Here is a 17,368-nt window from a genome sequence, read left to right as displayed (position 1 = left end):
CCGGCGCCCATGCCATGGACCTTGTCATTGCCCGCCCAGAAGGCCTCTACTGCCCGCCCGGTAATTTCTACATAGACCCTTGGCGGCCCGTGGACCGCGCCGTGATCACCCATGGCCACGGGGACCATGCCCGCACCGGCAATGGCCATTATCTGACCGCCTGCCCCGGCGCTGGCATCCTGCGTAGCCGCCTGGGCCAAGACATCAACTTGCAGACCCTGCCCTACGGCGAGCGCCTGGTACACCATGGCGTGACCCTGAGCCTGCACCCGGCCGGGCATGTGCTGGGCTCGGCGCAGGTGCGCCTGGAGCACCAGGGCCAAGTCTGGGTCGCCTCTGGTGACTACAAGGTTGAGCCCGATGGCACCTGTGCACCCTTCGAACCGGTGCCGTGCCACACCTTCATCACCGAATCGACCTTCGGCCTGCCGATCTACCGCTGGCCCAGCCAGGGCGAGATATTCGCCAGCATCAATGCGTGGTGGCGGGCCAACAGCGAACAGGGCAAGGCCAGCGTGCTGTTCTGCTATGCCTTCGGCAAGGCCCAGCGCATTCTGCATGGGCTGGACCCCAGCATCGGCCCGATCCTCGTGCATGGCGCCGTCGAGCCTCTCAACCGGGTGTACCGGGACGCCGGCATACACCTGCCAGAGACGCGCTATGCCGGCGATATCCCGCGCAACGACCCTTTGCTGCGCCAGGCGCTGGTCCTGGCGCCCCCCTCGGCCAGCGGCAGCAGCTGGATGCGCCGCTTCGGCGAGTACAGCGATGCGTTCGCCAGTGGCTGGATGCTGCTGCGCGGCACCCGCCGGCGGCGCGGTGTGGACCGCGGCTTCGTGCTCTCGGACCATGCCGACTGGCCCGGCCTGCTGTGGGCAATCGGCCAGACCGGCGCCGAACGGGTGATGGTCACCCACGGCTCGGTCAACGTGCTGGTGCGCTACCTCAACGAACAAGGCCTTGATGCCCGCGCCTTCGCCACCGAATACGGCGACGAGGACGACGCTGTCACTACTGAACCCACACCATGAAAGCCTTCGCCACGTTGTACCTGCGCCTGGATGCGACCACTTCCAGCAATGCCAAGCTTGAGGCCCTGCGCGACTATTTCGCCAGTGCCCCCGCCGAGGATGCGGCTTGGGCCGTGTACTTTCTGGCCGGCGGGCGCCCGCGCCAGCTGGTGCCCACACGCGTGTTGCGCGAACAGGCAACCGCCCGGGCCGGGTTGCCGGACTGGCTCTTCGAAGAAAGCTATCAGGCAGTGGGCGACCTGGCCGAAACCATTTCGCTGTTGCTGCCCATACACGCCGATGGCAGCGATGAAGGCCTTGCCACCTGGGTGGAGCAGTATTTGCTGCCCCTGCGCGGGCTACCGCCGGAGCAGGTTCAGCAGCGCCTGCAGCCGCTGTGGGCGCAGCTGGACCGCCCCAGCCTGATGCTGTGCCTGAAGTTGATCACGGGCAGTTTTCGCGTGGGCGTGTCCAAGCTGCTGGTCACCCGCGCCCTGGCGCAACTGGCCGGCCTGGACGCCAAACGCGTGGCCCAGCGGATGGTCGGCTACACCGATATCAGCCACCGCCCCACGGCGGCCAGCTACCAGATGCTGATCGCCGCCGAGTCGGCCGATGAACACAGCCAGCGCGGCGGCCAGCCCTACCCGTTCTTTCTGGCCCATCCGCTGCAAGCGCCAACCGAACAGTTCGACACACTGCTCGGGCCGCCAAGTGCCTGGCAGATCGAGTGGAAATGGGACGGTATTCGCGCCCAGGTGGTCAAGCGCGAGGGCCAACTGTGGGTCTGGTCGCGTGGTGAGGAGCTGGTCACCGAACGCTTCCCCGAGCTGCACAGCCTGGCGCAGACGTTACCCGATGGCGTCGTGCTGGATGGTGAAATCCTGGTATGGAAGCCAGGTGATACCCCCGCTGAACTGGCCGTACAGCCTTTTGCCCTGTTACAGCAGCGCATCGGGCGCAAGACGCTGGGCAAAAAATTGCTGAGCGATGCCCCGGTGGTACTGCAAGCCTACGACCTGCTGGAATGGCAAGGCGAGGACTGGCGCAGCCGGCCGCAGCACCAACGCCGCCAGCAGCTGGAACGCTTGGTGCAAGACCACCCACTGGCCCCGGTGCTGCTTTCGCCCCTGCTCGAAGGCCCGGACTGGGCCGACCTCGCCCGCCAGCGCGAGCAATCACGCAGCCTGGGTGTGGAGGGCCTGATGCTCAAGCAGCGTGAAGCCCTGTACGGCGTGGGGCGCACCAAGGACATGGGCACCTGGTGGAAGTGGAAGATCGACCCGTTCAGCGTGGATGCCGTGTTGATCTACGCCCAGCGTGGCCACGGCCGGCGGGCCAGCCTGTACAGCGACTATACCTTCGCCGTGTGGGACGCACCGGCCGGCACCCCGGGGCGCGCACTGGTGCCCTTTGCCAAGGCCTACTCCGGGCTCAGCGACGAAGAAATGCGCAAGGTCGACGCCATTATCCGCAAGACCACAGTGGAAACCTTCGGCCCGGTGCGCAGCGTAACGCCGACGCTGGTGTTCGAGCTGGGCTTTGAAGGCATCGCATTATCGAAGCGCCATAAAAGCGGCATCGCCGTGCGCTTTCCGCGCATGCTGCGCTGGCGGCTGGACAAACCGGTGGAAGAAGCGGATGACTTGGCGACCTTGCAGGCATTGCTGGCCTGAGCCGATTCCGGCCCCCGGCCTCTTCGCGGTGACCGGAGCGAAAGCGAGGGAGGCGCAAGGCCAAAAACTATGCTTCTATCTTTGTGCCGACCCGTGTCGCAGACCGTATTCGCCACGCATCCAGGACCCCCATGCACCATTCAACACACGACCTGCTCTCACCCGTTCCGGGCATTACCCGCCAACTGCACAGCTTTCACTTCGGCCCCCGCGGTGGTGGCAAGGTCTATATACAGGCCTCGCTGCACGCCGACGAGCTACCGGGCATGCTGGTGGCCTGGCACCTCAAACGCCGCCTGGCGGAACTTGAACAACAAGGCCGCCTGCAGCGTGAAATCATCCTGGTACCGGTGGCCAACCCGGTCGGCCTGGAGCAAGTGCTGCTGGATGCGCCACTGGGGCGCTTCGAACTGCAAAGCGGCGAGAACTTCAACCGCAACTTCGTCGACCTGTCGGACAGCATTGGCGACCAGATCGAAGAACACCTGGCCCAGGACCCTGCGCACAACATCGCGCTGATTCGCGAATACCTGCGCCGGGGGCTGGACGCTCACCCGGCCCGCACGCCCCTGCAGGCCCAGCGCCTGATCCTGCAGCGCCTGGCCTGCGACGCCGACCTGGTGCTGGACCTGCACTGCGATTTCGAGGCGGTCGAGCACCTGTACACCACGCCCGACGCCTGGCCGCAAATCGAGCCGCTGGCCCGCTACCTGGGCGCCCAGGCCAGCCTGCTGGCCACCGACTCGGGCGGGCAGTCGTTCGACGAATGCTTCAGCCTGGTCTGGTGGCAGTTGCAGCAACGCTTCGGCAAGCGCTTCCCCATCCCGCTGGGGTGCTGTTCGGTGACTGTCGAGCTGCGCGGCCAGGCGGATGTCAGCCATGACCTGGCCAGCAAGGATTGCCAGGCGATAATCGACTTCCTGACCCACTCGGGTGTCATCGAAGGCACTAGCCCCGCCTTGCCGGCCTTGCTCAACACCGCCACTGCGCTGGCCGCTGTCGAGCCGGTATCTACGCCATTGGGCGGTTTGCTGGTGTATCACGCCAAACCAGGGCAGCACCTGGAAGCCGGCCAGTTGATCGCAGAAATCATCGACCCTCTCAGCGACCGGGTGACCGCCATACGCAACAGCCAGCCGGGCCTTTTGTACGCCCGCAGCGTGCGGCGCATGGCAACGGCGGGCATGGTCATCGCCCATGTGGCAGGCGAGCAGGTGTGCCGCAGCGGCTACCTGCTGGGCAACTGATTCAGTAAAACCATTGCCCCTGGCGGCTGGTCTGTAGAAGCACAACCTTCGACGGACCACTGCCTCATGCCTACGGCCACCGACCTTGCCAATGCCTGGTTTGCCAAACGCGGCTGGAAGCCGTTCGCTTTCCAGCGACGCGTCTGGGCAGCCGTCGAACGGGGTGAATCCGGCTTGCTGCATGCCAGTACCGGTGCAGGCAAGACCTACGCGGTGTGGCTGGCCGCGCTACGTGCATTCAAGGCCCTGCCACAGGGCCGCCAACCTGTGGCATTGCAGGTGGTGTGGGTCACGCCCATGCGTGCCCTGGCCGCTGACACTGCACGTGCCTTGCAAGCGCCGCTTGATGAGCTCGGGCTGCCCTGGAGCGTGGGGGTGCGCAGCGGCGACACCGGCAGCGCTGAACGCGCCCGCCAAGCTCGGCGCCTGCCCAGCGTGCTCGTTACCACCCCCGAAAGCCTGACCTTGCTGCTGACCCGGGCACAGGCCCGCGAGGATTTCGCCACGCTGCGCCTGGTGGTGGTGGACGAATGGCACGAACTGCTGGGCAACAAGCGCGGGGTACAACTGCAACTGGCCCTGGCCCACCTGCGCCAGTGGCACCCCGCGCTGCCCACCTGGGGCCTCTCTGCCACGCTCGGCAACCTGCGACACGCGCTGGACGTATTGCTGCCCCAAGGCGGCCTGCTGGTAGAGGGCCGCCAGGACAAGACGCTGCAGGTCGATACCCTGCTGCCGGCGGCGATCGAACGCTTCCCCTGGGCCGGGCACATGGGCCTGAAGATGCTCGAACAGGTCAGCCATGAGATCGACACCAGCGCCAGTTGCCTGGTGTTTACCAACACGCGCGCCCAAGCCGAACTGTGGTACCAGGCCCTGCTTGAAGCCCGCCCCGACTGGGCCGGGCTGATTGCCCTGCACCATGCCTCGCTCGCCCGAGATACCCGTGACTGGGTCGAGCGCAGCCTCAAGCAAGGCAACCTGAAGGCAGTGATCTGCACGTCCAGCCTGGACCTCGGCGTGGACTTCCTGCCGGTGGAGCGGGTGCTGCAAATAGGCTCGGCCAAGGGCATTGCCCGCCTGATGCAGCGGGCCGGTCGCTCCGGCCATGCACCGGGGCGGCGCTCGCGGATAACCCTGGTGCCTACTCACAGCCTGGAACTGGTGGAGGCAGCGGCGGCGCGCCAGGCACTGGCAGCCGGGCATATCGAAGCGCGCTTCTCGCCACGGCTGTGCATGGACGTACTGGTGCAGCACCTGGTCAGCATGGCCCTGGGCAGTGGCTTTCGCGCCGAAAAACTGTTGGCCGAAGTGCGCAGCACCTGGGCGTTCGCCGAGTTGCGCGACAGCCAGTGGCAGTGGGCGTTGGACTTCGTCTGCCACGGCGGCGGCTCACTCAGCGCCTACCCGGACTACCAGCGCGTCGAACGCCAGGCCGATGGGACTTACCGCGTGCCCAGCGAACGCCTGGCGCGGCGCCACCGCATGGGCATCGGCACCATCGTCAGTGATGCCCACCTGCAATTGAAATACTGGAGCAAGGGCGGCGGGGGCAAGACACTGGGCAGTGTCGAAGAAGCGTTCATCTCCCGCCTGCGGCCCGGTGATACCCTGGTATTTGGCGGGCGGGTACTGGAGCTGGTGCGCGTGGAAAACATGACGGCCTATGTGCGCCGCAGCACAGCGCGCAAGGCAGCAGTGGCACGCTGGAACGGCGGACGCATGCCGCTCTCCAGCGAACTGGCCGACGCGCTGGTCGAACAACTCGACGCCGCAGCCCACAAGCGCTTCGACGGCCCCGAGATGCGCGCGGTGCGCCCGCTGCTGGCGCTACAGGCTCAATGGTCAGCGTTGCCCACTACCGGCACGCTGCTGGCCGAGACGTTCAAATCCCGCCAGGGCTGGCACCTGTTCATGTACCCGTTTGCCGGGCGCATGGCCAACCTGGGCCTGGCCAACCTGATCGCGTGGCGGGTCAGCCGCGTGCAGCCGCTGTCGGTGTCGATTGCCGTCAACGATTACGGGTTCGAACTGCTCAGCCCTGGCAACGTGGACTGGGCAGCGTATTTGCCGCAGGCGCTTGCTACCGAGCACCTGCTGGAGGACGTACTGGCGAGCCTGAATGCAGGGGAAATGGCGTTGCGACGCTTTCGTGAGATCGCCCAGATAGCCGGGCTGGTGTTTGGCGGGTATCCCGCGGCGCAGAAAAGCACCCGCCAGATCCAGGCATCCAGTGGGCTGTTCTACGAGGTTTTCCGCAAGCATGACGCCGATAATCTGCTGCTTGGCCAGGCGCGGGACGAGGTGCTGAGCGAGGAGCTGGAAATCGAACGGCTGCATCAGCAATTGCTGAAGATGGGCAGCCTGCAGCTGGACCTGCGTCTGTTGAAACGGCCGGGGCCGTTGGCGTTTGCGTTGCTGGTGGAGGGCATGCGCGAGACGCTGAGCACCGAAAAACTGGCGGACCGGATTGCGCGGATGGTCGCTGACCTGGAGAGCGCTGCGTCTATGGACTTAGCTGAACAATGAATCATCAGCCCATCAAGCACTGTGGTCAGGCGCTCTGGCTGCTCCCCGACAAGGCCGTCTACTGGCCCGCCCGCCGCGCCCTGTTGGTGGCAGACGTGCACATCGGCAAGGCCGCCAGCTACCGCGCCCTTCATCAACCGGTGCCCCGCGGCACCACCCAGGCCACACTTGCCCGGCTGGATGCCTTGCTGGCCTCTCATGACTGTGAGCGACTGATCATCCTGGGCGATTTTCTTCATGCCCGAACGGCCCGGGCACCCGCAACGCTGGCCAAGGTGCACCAATGGCGCGAACGGCATGAGAACCTGCACATAGTCCTGCTACGCGGCAACCATGATCGCGACGCGGGCGATCCACCCGCCTCGCTGCGCATCGAGGTGCAGGACGAACCCTGGATATTAGAGCCGTTTGCGCTACAGCACGAACCCCGGCCCCACCCCACCCACCCGGTGTTGGCAGGCCATGTGCACCCGGTCTTCGTCCTGCGCGGCAAGGCCCGCCAGCGCCTGCGCCTGCCATGCTTCCTGATCGACGAAGGCGTGAGCCTGCTACCCGCATTCGGTGAGTTCACCGGCGGCTGGACCATCGCCCCCGATGGTAACGGCCGGGTATACCTGGCTGGCGCAGGGCGCGTCTGGCCGCTGTAAAGCGTTCAGGCTACAGGTGCTGGAGGCGGCTCGTCAGGTAACGTCGGCTCACCCGGCTCTACGGGCTGCGTTTCACCCGGTTCCGCCGGCTGTGGCGTATCGGGGCCAGGTTGGTGGGGCACGCCCCCCGCCTGCATCGGCAGCGGGTGCGCCAGCAATGACCAGGGCAACAACCCGACGTGGTTGGGCTGCAGGCCTGCCAGCTTGGCATTGATTGCGGGATGGAGTTTCATTGGCTGCTCCTGACGTAAGCCGATGCACATCATGCGCACCGGCATTACTGCGTTGGAGTGCCAAAGGCACGGGTAATTCCCCGCGTTTGTCGGCTCAGGTACGGGGCAGGGTAACGCCGCGCTGGCCCTGGTATTTGCCGCCACGGTCCTTGTATGACACTTCGCACTCTTCGTCCGACTGCAGGAACAGCATCTGTGCCACGCCCTCGTTGGCGTAGATTTTCGCCGGCAGCGTGGTGGTGTTGGAGAATTCCAGCGTCACATGGCCCTCCCACTCGGGTTCCAGCGGGGTGACGTTGACGATGATGCCGCAACGGGCGTAGGTGCTCTTGCCAAGGCAGATGGTCAGCACGTCACGCGGAATGCGGAAGTACTCGACGGTGCGGGCCAGGGCGAAGGAGTTCGGCGGGATGATGCACACGTCGCTCTTGATATCGACGAAGCTGCCGGCATCGAAGTTCTTGGGGTCGACGGTGGCCGAGTTGATATTGGTGAAAACCTTGAATTCGTCGGCGCAGCGCACGTCGTAGCCGTAGCTGGAAACACCGAAGGAAATGACCCGGCTGTCCTGTTCGCCGCGTACCTGGCGCTCGACGAACGGTTCGATCATGCCGTGTTCCTGCGCCATGCGGCGAATCCACTTGTCCGATTTGATGCTCATGGCGGGGGTGTCCTGAAGAGTTGCGTGGTAAAAATCGTGATCGGCATCTTACCGGTCCCGGCGCCGAGGTTAAAGTTCTATGCCGCATCCCGCGCCAGGCGGAGGCTGCAGCCGCCGTCGATCCGAATTTGCCTAAAGCACCTTCAGACCATTGGCAGGTTGCGGAAAGTGGGGTAAGGTGACGCCACTGTGCTGCACGTGACACCGAGAATCTCTAGTTTGATGCACGATCCTGATCGGCCCATCGCTGAATTTTCTGCTCTCTTTGCGCTCAGTCCCGGGCAGGGTTTTTCCTGACCGTTATCAAATTGTCCAAGGAGACAGAAAAATGTCCAATCGCCAATCCGGTGTTGTCAAGTGGTTCAACGATGAGAAGGGCTACGGCTTCATCACCCCTCAGTCGGGCGACGACCTGTTCGTGCACTTCAAAGCCATCCAAGCTGACGGCTTCAAAACCCTGAAAGAAGGCCAGGCTGTTACTTTCGTCGCTACCCGCGGCCAGAAAGGCATGCAGGCTGAAGAAGTTCAGATCGCCTAAGTCGATCTCGCTTCCTAGCTTTCAAAAAAACCCGCCTTCTGGCGGGTTTTTTTATGCCTGACTGAAAGACCGAGTCGCCTTCTTCGCGGGTGAACCCGCTCCCACAGGACCGCGCGGCATTTGAAGGCTGCGCCGTACCTGTGGGAGCGGGTTTACCCGCGAAGAAGGCAACTCGGCCTGACAGATCAATCTTCGCTGATGGTAATGCTCGGCATCGCCGGTGCCGCCGCTTCTTGCAAGACGATCCGTGCACCCACCTGGCGGGCCAGCTCCTGATAGACCATGGCAATCTGGCTTTCCGGCTCGGCAATCGCCGTGGGCTTGCCGCTGTCGGCCTGCTCGCGGATCAGCATCGACAACGGCAACGATGCCAGCAGGTCGACGCCATACTGACTCGCCAGCTTCTCACCACCGCCTTCGCCAAACAGGTGTTCCGCATGGCCGCAGTTCGAACAGATATGCACAGCCATGTTCTCGACCACGCCGAGCACCGGGATGTTGACCTTGCGGAACATCTCCACGCCTTTCTTGGCATCCAGCAATGCCAGGTCCTGCGGGGTGGTAACGATCACAGAACCGGCCACCGGCACCTTCTGCGCCAAGGTCAGCTGGATATCGCCGGTGCCCGGCGGCATGTCGATCACCAGGTAATCCAGGTCGTCCCAAGCCGTCTGGGTCACCAGTTGCAGCAGCGCACCGGAAACCATCGGGCCACGCCAGACCATCGGCGTGTTGTCGTCGGTGAGGAACGCCATGGACATGACTTCCACGCCATGGGCCTTGATCGGCACAAACCACTTCTGGTCACGGATCTGTGGGCGGGTGCCTTCAGCAATACCAAACATCACGCCCTGGCTCGGGCCGTAGATGTCGGCATCGAGAATACCCACCCGCGCGCCTTCACGGGCCAGGGCCAAGGCCAGGTTGGCCGCTGTGGTCGACTTGCCCACCCCACCCTTGCCCGAGGCCACGGCGATGATGTTCTTGACGTTGGCCATGGCCGGTACCTGGGCCTGGGCCCTGTGCGCGGCCACCTGGCAATCGATCGACACCTGGGCGCTGCTGACACCCTCGAGGTTGCCGATGGCGGTCTGCAGCACCTGGGCCCAGCCGTTCTTGAACAGCCCTGCGGCATACCCCAACTGCAACTGCACGCTGACCTGCCCGCCCTGGATATCGATGGCGCGCACGCAACCGGCGCTGACCGGGTCCTGGTTCAGGTAGGGGTCGGTGTACTGGCGAAGCACGCCTTCGACGGCGGCACGGGTGACGGCACTCATGGACACTCCCATTGGCAAACTTGATGTAGAACAGGCGCCTATCCTAACCCGTCAATCGTCAGCAGATGCGCATGCGGGGTGAAATATCTTCGCCAGCCCTTTATAGTGGCCGATCATCCTCATTTTTACCCCGTAGCCAGATAAGTAGCCGAGCCACCATGTCCGAGCCACGTCAGATTCTCGTCACCAGCGCCCTGCCCTATGCCAATGGATCAATCCATCTTGGCCATATGCTCGAGTACATCCAGACAGACATGTGGGTCCGCTTCCAGAAAATGCGCGGCAACCAGTGCATCTACGTCTGCGCCGACGACGCCCATGGCTCGGCCATCATGCTGCGTGCCGAAAAGGAAGGCATCACCCCGGAACAGCTGATCGCCAATGTCCAGGCCGAGCATACCGGCGACTTCGCCGACTTCCTGGTGGAGTTCGACAACTTCCACTCCACCCACAGCGAAGAAAACCGTGAACTGTCGAGCCTGATCTACACGCGCCTGCGTGAAGCCGGGCACATCGCTACCCGCTCGGTGACCCAGTACTTCGATCCGGAAAAGGGCATGTTCCTGGCCGACCGCTTCATCAAGGGCACCTGCCCCAAGTGCGCGGCCGAAGACCAGTACGGCGACAACTGTGAAAAATGCGGCGCCACCTACGCGCCCACCGAGCTGAAGAACCCCAAATCGGCGATTTCCGGTGCCACCCCGGTACTGCGTGATTCCCAGCACTTCTTCTTCAAGCTGCCAGACTTCCAGGCCATGCTGCAGCAGTGGACCCGCAGCGGCACCCTGCAGGACGCGGTGGCCAACAAGCTGGCCGAATGGCTGGATTCCGGGCTGCAGGAGTGGGATATCTCCCGTGACGCGCCGTACTTCGGCTTCGAAATCCCGGGCGAGCCGGGCAAGTACTTCTACGTATGGCTGGACGCGCCAATCGGCTACATGGCCAGCTTCAAGAACCTGTGCGCACGCCGCCCCGAGCTGGACTTCGACGCCTTCTGGAAGGAAGACTCCAAGGCCGAGCTGTACCACTTCATCGGCAAGGACATCGTCAACTTCCACGCCCTGTTCTGGCCCGCCATGCTAGAAGGCGCCGGCTTCCGCAAGCCGACTGCGGTCAACGTGCACGGCTACCTGACCGTCAACGGCGCCAAGATGTCGAAGTCGCGCGGCACCTTCATCAAGGCCCGCACCTACCTTGACCACCTGCAGCCGGAATACCTGCGTTATTACTATGCAGCCAAGCTGGGCCGAGGCGTCGACGACCTGGACCTGAACCTGGAAGACTTCGTGCAGAAGGTCAACTCCGACCTGGTTGGCAAGGTGGTCAACATCGCCAGCCGCTGCGCCGGGTTCATCCACAAAGGCAATGAAGGCGTGATGGTGGCCGGCGATGCCGCACCGGAGCTGACCGAAGCATTCCTGGCCGCTGCCCCGTCTATCGCCGAAGCCTATGAAGGCCGCGACTTCGGCCGCGCCATGCGCGAGATCATGGCGCTGGCCGACCGCGCCAACGCCTGGATTGCCGACAAGGCACCGTGGTCGCTGGCCAAGCAGGAAGGCAAGCAGGATGAAGTGCAGGCCATCTGCGCCCAGGGCATCAACCTGTTCCGTCAGCTGGTGATCTTCCTCAAGCCCGTGCTGCCCGTGCTGGCCGCCGACGCCGAAGCCTTCCTCAACGTTGCCCCGCTGGCCTGGAACGACCACCAGTCGCGCCTGGAAAACCACCAACTGAACCCGTTCAAGGCACTGATGAGCCGCATCGAACCGGCCAAGGTCGAAGCCATGGTCGCAGCCAGCAAGGAAGACCTGCTGGCCGCCGAAGCCAAGGCCCCGGCCGGCAACGGCGAGCTGACCAAGGACCCGCTTTCGGCAGAAATCGAGTTCGACACCTTTGCTGCCGTTGACCTGCGCGTGGCACTGATCGTCAAGGCCGAAGCCGTCGCGGGCGCCGACAAGCTGCTGCAACTGACCCTGGATATCGGTGACGAGCGCCGCAACGTGTTCTCCGGCATCAAGTCGGCTTACCCCGATCCGTCCAAGCTGGAAGGCCGCCTGACCATGATGGTTGCCAACCTCAAGCCACGGAAGATGCGCTTTGGCGTGTCCGAGGGCATGGTCATGGCCGCCGGCCCTGGCGGTGAAGAAATCTACCTGCTGAGCCCGGACAGCGGCGCCAAGCCAGGCCAGCGCATCAAGTAACGCCCCTGCCCCGGCCCTCGTGCCGGGGCAGTTCCTTCTGCGCCTTGCTTGCCGGACAATCACCCTGATTCCCGGCTATCGTCATCTCATGAACGACTACATCCTGGTCCTGATCAGCGCCGCGCTGGTCAATCACCTGTGCCTGCTACAACCGTCAGCCCCCAGGCTGCACCTGCATGTGCACGGCCTGGCCTGCGCGCTGTGCATTGCGCTGGGCGTGATCGGTGCCCAGTTGCTGATGCGAGGGGTACTTGCCCCGTTGCACATCCACGACCTTGCCCTGTTCGTGCTATTGCCCTGGCTGGCATTGCTTGCCTGGGGTGTGCCGTGGCTGCTGGATAAATGGCGCCCGACCTGGCCCGTGACGAGGTTGCCAGCCCTGCTCTTGAGCAATGCCGTGGCGCTGGGGCTGGCGCTACAGCAGACCAGCGACGACAGCACGTGGCCCGCCCTTCTGCTGCAAGCCTTGCTGGCCGGGGGTGGCTTCTGGCTGGCACTGGTCTTGTTCACTGACCTGCGCCAGCGCAGTGCCCATGCCGATATCCCCGGCGTGCTGCGCGGCCTGCCTATCGAACTGATCGGTGCCGGGGTAATGGCCATGGCATTTTCCGGTTTCAATGGGTTGTTTGCACAATGAATACCAGCCCTGACCCGCGACTACGCACCAGCATGGGCCTGGTCTTGCTGGCCTGCATACCTGGCCTGCTGACACTGCTGTGGCTGCACGGCTGGGGTTTGCTGTTGAACCTGTTGCTCTGCGCCAGTGCCGCCCTGCTGTGCGAAACCCTGCTGCTGGCAATGCGCGGGCAAACGCTGAAGCCAGCGCTTGGCGACTGCAGCGCACTGGTAACCGCCGTGTTGCTGGCGTGCGCCCTGCCCCCCCTGGCCCCGTGGTGGTTGCCGGTGGTGGCCACAAGCGTTGCCATCGGCATCGGCAAGCAGGCCTTTGGCGGTGTCGGACGCAACCTGTTCAACCCGGCCATGGTCGGTTATGCCTTCGTGTTGCTGAGCTTCCCGTTACAGATGAACCACTGGCCAGGGCCCGCACCCGGCCTGCTGGATACCCTGCATCAGGTGTTTGCGGGTAACGATCACATCGATGCCTGGGCCCGCCCTACGCTGCTCGACGGCCTGCGCCACAACCGCAGCCTCACCATGGATGAACTGTTCGCCAGCCACCCGGGCTTCGGCAGTATGGGTGGGAGGGGCAGCGAATTGGCCAACCTGGCGTTCCTGCTCGGCGGCCTGTTTCTGCTGCAGCGCAAGGTGATCAGCTGGCATGCTCCTGCGGGCTTGCTGGCAGGGCTATTCGTGTTCAGCCTGTTGGGCTGGAACGGTTCGGGGTCGGACTCCAACGGCTCACCGTTGCTGCACCTGCTCTCCGGCTCGACCATGCTGGCGGCGTTCTTCATTGCCACCGAGCCCGTCTCCGGCCCCAAAAATGAGTGGGCCAGGCTGTGCTTTGGCCTGGGAGCAGGGCTGCTGATCTACCTGATTCGCACCTGGGGCAGCTACCCGGATGGCACAGCATTCGCCATCCTGCTGATGAACCTCGTGGCGCCGAGCCTAGAGCGCCTGGCCCTGCAGCGCCAGCAGGCCGCCCGATGAACAACCTGGCGCGAAATGCAGGCCTGCTGCTGCTCACCGGGGCACTGGCCGTGTCTGCCACGCTGGCATGGCGACAATGGACCGGTACTGCCATTGCCAGCGCCGAGAAGCAACTGCAAAGCCGCCAACGATTGGCGGTGCTGCCTGAAGGCAGTTACGACAACCAGCCACTGGACACGCCCCTTCCAAGGCCCGCCGCACAGCGGCCAAACAGCCGTATCCTGGCAGCTTACCGGGCAATGCGGGCAGGCGAGCCAACCGCAATCATCCTGATCACGCAGGCCCAAGGCTATGCCGGGCCGATCGTGCTGAGCATTGCCATCGCCACAGACGGCCGACTGATCGGCAGCCAAGTGGTCGAGCAACAGGAAAGCCCTGGGTTGGGCGCCCGCCTGGCAGACCCGCAGGTGGACTGGTTGGGGCAGTTTGCCAACCGTCAGTTGCGCGACCGCTGGGCGTTGAAGCGGGACCAGGGTGACTTCGACCAACTGGCTGGCGCAACCGTGACCTCACGGGCAGTGATCACAGCATTACAGGAAGCCCTGACCTATTTCGACGAGCAGCGCAGCATGCTGCTGGAGGGCACCGCGCATGAATAGCTTCTACTGGCTGGCCGCATGCCTTGTGCCCGTACTTGGCGCCACCAGAACGCTGCGTGAGGGCGCTGCCATCGGCGTGTGCGCGATAGTGATCAGCAGCTTGCACCAGTTGCTGCTGGCCCCCTTGCGCCAGCGGCTGGCCACCTGGGCATACGTGCTGGCAAGCCTGCTGCTATTGGCGGCCCTGGCAAGCTGCCTGCAACTGGCCCTGCGGGCGTGGCTACTGCCACTGGCCATTGCCCTCGGCCATTATCCTGCGCTGCTTTGCCTGCAATGCCTGGCTTTCGACCACCTGTTGCCTGGCCAGGGCCGCTGGCGCCTGCTCGCCAGGCACCTTGGCGCCGTGCTTGCCATCTGCCTGCTGCTCGGCGCCTTCCGCCAATGGTTGGCCGATCTGACCGGGCTGCACCTCGCCAGCCTGGCCCCGGGCGCGCTGCTACTGCTCGGACTGCTGCTGGCCTTGTACAATCGCCTGCGTCCGGGCTCAGCCCACTCACGTCGTCAAGGAAAGCTCTGATTTCATGAATGCCGCCAAACGCCTGGAGATCTTTCGCAGGCTGCACGAAGACAACCCAGACCCGAAGACCGAACTGGCCTACACCACCCCGTTCGAACTGCTGGTCGCTGTGACGCTGTCCGCGCAATCCACCGACGTCGGCGTCAACAAGGCCACCGCCCGCCTGTTCCCCGTCGCCAATACCCCCGAGGCCATCTATGCCCTGGGCGTCGCCGGCCTGAGCGAATACATCAAGACCATCGGGCTTTACAACAGCAAGGCCAAGAACGTCATCGAAGCCTGTCGGCTGCTGGTCGAGCAGCACGGCAGCCAGGTGCCACAAACCCGCGAAGCTTTGGAGGCATTGCCCGGCGTGGGCCGCAAGACCGCCAACGTAGTGCTGAACACTGCATTCCGCCAACCGACCATGGCAGTGGATACCCATATCTTCCGGGTCAGCAACCGCACGGGCATTGCGCCGGGCAAGACGGTGCTGGAGGTGGAGAAGAAATTGGTCAAGTTCGTGCCAAAGGACTACCTGCTCGACGCCCATCACTGGTTGATCCTGCATGGGCGTTATGTGTGCCAGGCACGCAAGCCAAGGTGCGGCAGTTGCCGGATCGAAGACTTGTGCGAATACAAGCACAAGACCAGCGACGATTGAGCCGATAGCTCAAACCGCTCGCGGCGATTGAAAAAATCTTTTTTACCGACGTCAGCTTTCTGGTTATAAGGACGGCCAATGGCCCCTTGGCTTGGAGCGACTCATGAGCACCGATAAAGACGACCTGTCGATCGAAGATGATTTTGTTGCCACAGAAGATGAAGCGGAACCCCAGGTGGAGAGCGCAAAGACCAATCTGAGCAAACGCCGTACCATCGACAACATGCTGGAAGAACGGCGCCTGCAAAAGCAGTTGGCCGATTTCGACTACGACTTGTAGCGCTGCTCGGGAGCCTAGGCAAAGCCTCCTGAATGGAGGCTTTGCGGCCTGGCAGTCAGTTGAGACCTTGCCGCTGCGCCAGCTCGATCAGGTCAACCAGCGACCGTGCATTGAGTTTGAGCAACAGCCGGGACTTGTAGGTACTGACCGTCTTGTTGCTGAGGAACATGCTGTCGGCAATTTCCTTGTTCGAGCGCCCTCGCGCCAGCTGTTGCAACACGGTCATCTCGCGCGCCGAGAGACGGTTGACCATATCCGTCTCGCTACCCCCTCCCCTGCCTCGCGACGCATGAAGGGCCTGGTTGGGAAAGTAGCTGTAACCCGACAGCACGGCCTTGATAGCGCTCAGCAGCTCGGTGAGTTCCTGCTGCTTGCACACGTAACCTGATGCACCCGCCTGCATGCAGCGCATCGAGAAGTTGCCGGGGGCCTGCGACGTCAGCACCAGCACCTTGCTGCACGGGCTGAAGGTTGCCATGCGCGCGATCACCTCCAGGCCATCCAGTCTGGGGATGCCAATATCGAGCACCACGATATCCGGCAGGTGTTGCCGTGTGAGTTGCAGTGCAGCCACCCCGTTGTCGGTCTCCGCCACGACGTCATACCCATGCCGCTCCATCAGCATGCGCACGGCCAGGCGGATGACCGGATGATCATCCACGATAAGCACTTTATTCATGCGATATCCATTGATTCATTATTTTTGCGTTGGCACGCCACGATAACCGACAGGGCGCCCGATGGCGCAGCGAATTCCCGACGAAACTCATGAGCAGAAGAAACTTACATCACTTACGGAAACTTCCTACAAATAACGGGTGCAGTTGTAACAACTAACATCTTTATTACCAAACGGACGGTAGCATTCGGCCGCACGTGCGCACCAGTTGAAAGCTGACGCTCTCTTGAAGACAAATCCACTTCAAACAAGATGAAAAATCAAAGCCTCCAGGCTATTTGGCGATTATTCCTCATTCGGAAATCAATCCAGTCTTTAGTTGAGCGCAACGGTAAGGTAAAGATGGGGAAAACCGCTGGAGACGGCCCAAATGACCCAAGCACAACCTGTCGCCCCGCTGACGATCATTGCCATCTTCGCGGGCATTATCGAAGCCTCGGCCCTTGCGACACTGCCGTTTCTCAGCGAGTCCAGCCAAACGCTCTACACCTGGTTTCTTGTGGGCTTCCCGTTCTTTCTGACTGCACTGTTTTTCCTGACACTCAATTTCAACTACAAGTCGTTCTACAGCCCGTCACCCGACAGAATGTCGTACGACAATACGCAGCCTACAAACACCGTGGCCACCCCTGCCATGGCCAGCGCTGCCCGCGAAGGGGTGCAGGGCGAGCCTGTCACGTTCATGTTTTCCGGCCCCGACGCCAACCGCATGATGGAGCAGCAAGTCCTCTCTGCACTTGCCCACCCCCCGCTGCCGGCGCGAACCTGGCGCTTTTGCAACCTGGACAGATGCCAATGTGCGCAACTGTCGATCAGTGCACTTGAGGGCGATGTCGTGAATGACGAGCGCTGAACCCGGGCACTTTCTGCACCCATAAAAAAACCCCGGCCTGGGCCTAATGCCAGTCAGTTAAGACTGAGACATTGACCTTTATCCCTAAGGCCGCAAAATCCGATGCTTGGAAACGAGCATCGGATTTTTTTATGCGCCTGTCACAAGCCCTGTCCCTCACTCACGAAATG

The 17,368-nt window shown here is 63.1% G+C and carries 18 protein-coding genes; 14 read left to right on the top strand and 4 right to left on the bottom strand.

Translation table 11 applies throughout. From position 1 onward, the window contains the following. The first annotated feature begins 14 nt into the window (after window positions 1-14). The 5 genes from JOY50_RS24065 (at window position 15) to pdeM (ending at window position 7,109) form a co-directional block, all read left to right on the top strand. On the top strand, window positions 15-1,031 hold the full coding sequence (locus tag JOY50_RS24065) for a ligase-associated DNA damage response exonuclease (protein WP_132846858.1): 1,017 nt from the start codon (window positions 15-17) through the stop codon (window positions 1,029-1,031). Further along, window positions 1,028-2,686, top strand: coding sequence for an ATP-dependent DNA ligase (locus tag JOY50_RS24060; RefSeq protein ID WP_243055988.1), 1,659 nt, complete (start codon window positions 1,028-1,030; stop codon window positions 2,684-2,686). Before JOY50_RS24065 ends, JOY50_RS24060 begins: the two co-directional genes overlap by 4 nt. Before the next feature lie 131 nt (window positions 2,687-2,817). Beyond that, entirely contained in the window at window positions 2,818-3,933 is a 1,116-nt protein-coding gene (locus JOY50_RS24055; protein ID WP_138737645.1) for a succinylglutamate desuccinylase/aspartoacylase family protein, read from the top strand. 66 nt (window positions 3,934-3,999) lie between these two features. Further along, a complete protein-coding gene (locus JOY50_RS24050) occupies window positions 4,000-6,462 on the top strand; it encodes a ligase-associated DNA damage response DEXH box helicase (protein WP_138737644.1) in 2,463 nt (820 codons plus the stop codon). Then, entirely contained in the window at window positions 6,459-7,109 is a 651-nt protein-coding gene (gene pdeM, locus JOY50_RS24045) for a ligase-associated DNA damage response endonuclease PdeM (RefSeq protein ID WP_243055987.1), read from the top strand. Before JOY50_RS24050 ends, pdeM begins: the two co-directional genes overlap by 4 nt. Before the next feature lie 5 nt (window positions 7,110-7,114). Here the strand turns inward: pdeM and JOY50_RS24040 are convergent, their stop codons facing one another. Beyond that, window positions 7,115-7,342 carry a hypothetical protein gene (locus tag JOY50_RS24040; protein WP_019473405.1) on the bottom strand — a complete coding sequence of 76 codons (228 nt, stop codon included), beginning with the start codon at window positions 7,340-7,342 and terminating at the stop codon, window positions 7,115-7,117. A gap of 94 nt (window positions 7,343-7,436) precedes the next feature. After that, complete coding sequence (dcd, locus tag JOY50_RS24035; RefSeq protein ID WP_003258001.1) at window positions 7,437-8,003, bottom strand: dCTP deaminase; 567 nt, start codon at window positions 8,001-8,003, stop codon at window positions 7,437-7,439. Window positions 8,004-8,331: 328 nt separating this feature from the next. Between dcd and JOY50_RS24030 the strand changes: the two genes are divergently transcribed. Beyond that, window positions 8,332-8,541 (top strand): cold-shock protein, encoded by a 210-nt coding sequence (locus tag JOY50_RS24030; protein ID WP_003254922.1) that lies wholly within the window; start codon window positions 8,332-8,334, stop codon window positions 8,539-8,541. Window positions 8,542-8,726: 185 nt separating this feature from the next. On the opposite strand, the gene apbC is transcribed toward JOY50_RS24030, so the two are convergent. Beyond that, window positions 8,727-9,821 carry an iron-sulfur cluster carrier protein ApbC gene (gene apbC, locus JOY50_RS24025; protein WP_243055986.1) on the bottom strand — a complete coding sequence of 365 codons (1,095 nt, stop codon included), beginning with the start codon at window positions 9,819-9,821 and terminating at the stop codon, window positions 8,727-8,729. A gap of 158 nt (window positions 9,822-9,979) precedes the next feature. Between apbC and metG the strand changes: the two genes are divergently transcribed. The 7 genes from metG to JOY50_RS23990 all read left to right on the top strand — a co-directional run bounded on the left by metG (window position 9,980) and on the right by JOY50_RS23990 (window position 15,666). Then, a complete protein-coding gene (gene metG, locus JOY50_RS24020; protein WP_138737872.1) occupies window positions 9,980-12,019 on the top strand; it encodes a methionine--tRNA ligase in 2,040 nt (679 codons plus the stop codon). An 88-nt stretch (window positions 12,020-12,107) separates the two neighbouring features. Next, window positions 12,108-12,656, top strand: coding sequence for an Rnf-Nqr domain containing protein (locus JOY50_RS24015; RefSeq protein ID WP_132846852.1), 549 nt, complete (start codon window positions 12,108-12,110; stop codon window positions 12,654-12,656). Further along, window positions 12,653-13,627, top strand: coding sequence for an RnfABCDGE type electron transport complex subunit D (locus JOY50_RS24010; protein WP_243055985.1), 975 nt, complete (start codon window positions 12,653-12,655; stop codon window positions 13,625-13,627). The genes JOY50_RS24015 and JOY50_RS24010 overlap by 4 nt, the downstream gene beginning before the upstream one ends. Further along, a complete protein-coding gene (locus JOY50_RS24005; protein WP_132846850.1) occupies window positions 13,624-14,226 on the top strand; it encodes an RnfABCDGE type electron transport complex subunit G in 603 nt (200 codons plus the stop codon). Before JOY50_RS24010 ends, JOY50_RS24005 begins: the two co-directional genes overlap by 4 nt. Further along, window positions 14,219-14,743 carry an Rnf-Nqr domain containing protein gene (locus JOY50_RS24000; protein WP_132846849.1) on the top strand — a complete coding sequence of 175 codons (525 nt, stop codon included), beginning with the start codon at window positions 14,219-14,221 and terminating at the stop codon, window positions 14,741-14,743. The genes JOY50_RS24005 and JOY50_RS24000 overlap by 8 nt, the downstream gene beginning before the upstream one ends. Before the next feature lie 4 nt (window positions 14,744-14,747). After that, complete coding sequence (gene nth, locus JOY50_RS23995; RefSeq protein ID WP_132846848.1) at window positions 14,748-15,386, top strand: endonuclease III; 639 nt, start codon at window positions 14,748-14,750, stop codon at window positions 15,384-15,386. Between the two features lie 103 nt (window positions 15,387-15,489). Continuing rightward, window positions 15,490-15,666 (top strand): PA3496 family putative envelope integrity protein, encoded by a 177-nt coding sequence (locus JOY50_RS23990; RefSeq protein ID WP_016498218.1) that lies wholly within the window; start codon window positions 15,490-15,492, stop codon window positions 15,664-15,666. 55 nt (window positions 15,667-15,721) lie between these two features. On the opposite strand, the gene JOY50_RS23985 is transcribed toward JOY50_RS23990, so the two are convergent. Beyond that, window positions 15,722-16,345, bottom strand: a complete 624-nt coding sequence (locus tag JOY50_RS23985) for a response regulator transcription factor (protein WP_019473397.1) — start codon at window positions 16,343-16,345, stop codon at window positions 15,722-15,724. 370 nt (window positions 16,346-16,715) lie between these two features. Between JOY50_RS23985 and JOY50_RS23980 the strand changes: the two genes are divergently transcribed. Then, window positions 16,716-17,198: a hypothetical protein gene (locus JOY50_RS23980; protein ID WP_132846847.1), complete on the top strand. Its 483-nt coding sequence runs from the start codon at window positions 16,716-16,718 to the stop codon at window positions 17,196-17,198. Window positions 17,199-17,368: the final 170 nt, after the last annotated feature.

The sequence above is a fragment of the Pseudomonas sp. BP01 genome (genome assembly GCF_022760795.1).
Lineage (GTDB): Bacteria > Pseudomonadota > Gammaproteobacteria > Pseudomonadales > Pseudomonadaceae > Aquipseudomonas > Aquipseudomonas putida_Q.
Note: the sequence above shows the minus strand (reverse complement) of the source record. Positions and strands in the feature narration are given on the sequence as shown.

Bases quoted from the DNA above. Each gene is read 5' to 3' on its own strand.
- JOY50_RS23985 (WP_019473397.1), bottom strand. From the start codon at position 16,345: ATGAATAAAGTGCTTATCGTGGATGATCATCCGGTCATCCGCCTGGCC.
- pdeM (WP_243055987.1), top strand. From the start codon at position 6,459: ATGAATCATCAGCCCATCAAGCACTGTGGTCAGGCGCTCTGGCTGCTC.
- JOY50_RS23990 (WP_016498218.1), top strand. From the start codon at position 15,490: ATGAGCACCGATAAAGACGACCTGTCGATCGAAGATGATTTTGTTGCC.
- JOY50_RS24010 (WP_243055985.1), top strand. From the start codon at position 12,653: ATGAATACCAGCCCTGACCCGCGACTACGCACCAGCATGGGCCTGGTC.
- JOY50_RS24050 (WP_138737644.1), top strand. From the start codon at position 4,000: ATGCCTACGGCCACCGACCTTGCCAATGCCTGGTTTGCCAAACGCGGC.
- JOY50_RS24060 (WP_243055988.1), top strand. From the start codon at position 1,028: ATGAAAGCCTTCGCCACGTTGTACCTGCGCCTGGATGCGACCACTTCC.
- dcd (WP_003258001.1), bottom strand. From the start codon at position 8,003: ATGAGCATCAAATCGGACAAGTGGATTCGCCGCATGGCGCAGGAACAC.
- nth (WP_132846848.1), top strand. From the start codon at position 14,748: ATGAATGCCGCCAAACGCCTGGAGATCTTTCGCAGGCTGCACGAAGAC.
- JOY50_RS23980 (WP_132846847.1), top strand. From the start codon at position 16,716: ATGACCCAAGCACAACCTGTCGCCCCGCTGACGATCATTGCCATCTTC.
- JOY50_RS24030 (WP_003254922.1), top strand. From the start codon at position 8,332: ATGTCCAATCGCCAATCCGGTGTTGTCAAGTGGTTCAACGATGAGAAG.
- JOY50_RS24005 (WP_132846850.1), top strand. From the start codon at position 13,624: ATGAACAACCTGGCGCGAAATGCAGGCCTGCTGCTGCTCACCGGGGCA.
- JOY50_RS24055 (WP_138737645.1), top strand. From the start codon at position 2,818: ATGCACCATTCAACACACGACCTGCTCTCACCCGTTCCGGGCATTACC.
- JOY50_RS24040 (WP_019473405.1), bottom strand. From the start codon at position 7,342: ATGAAACTCCATCCCGCAATCAATGCCAAGCTGGCAGGCCTGCAGCCC.
- JOY50_RS24015 (WP_132846852.1), top strand. From the start codon at position 12,108: ATGAACGACTACATCCTGGTCCTGATCAGCGCCGCGCTGGTCAATCAC.
- metG (WP_138737872.1), top strand. From the start codon at position 9,980: ATGTCCGAGCCACGTCAGATTCTCGTCACCAGCGCCCTGCCCTATGCC.
- JOY50_RS24000 (WP_132846849.1), top strand. From the start codon at position 14,219: ATGAATAGCTTCTACTGGCTGGCCGCATGCCTTGTGCCCGTACTTGGC.
- apbC (WP_243055986.1), bottom strand. From the start codon at position 9,821: ATGAGTGCCGTCACCCGTGCCGCCGTCGAAGGCGTGCTTCGCCAGTAC.
- JOY50_RS24065 (WP_132846858.1), top strand. From the start codon at position 15: ATGGACCTTGTCATTGCCCGCCCAGAAGGCCTCTACTGCCCGCCCGGT.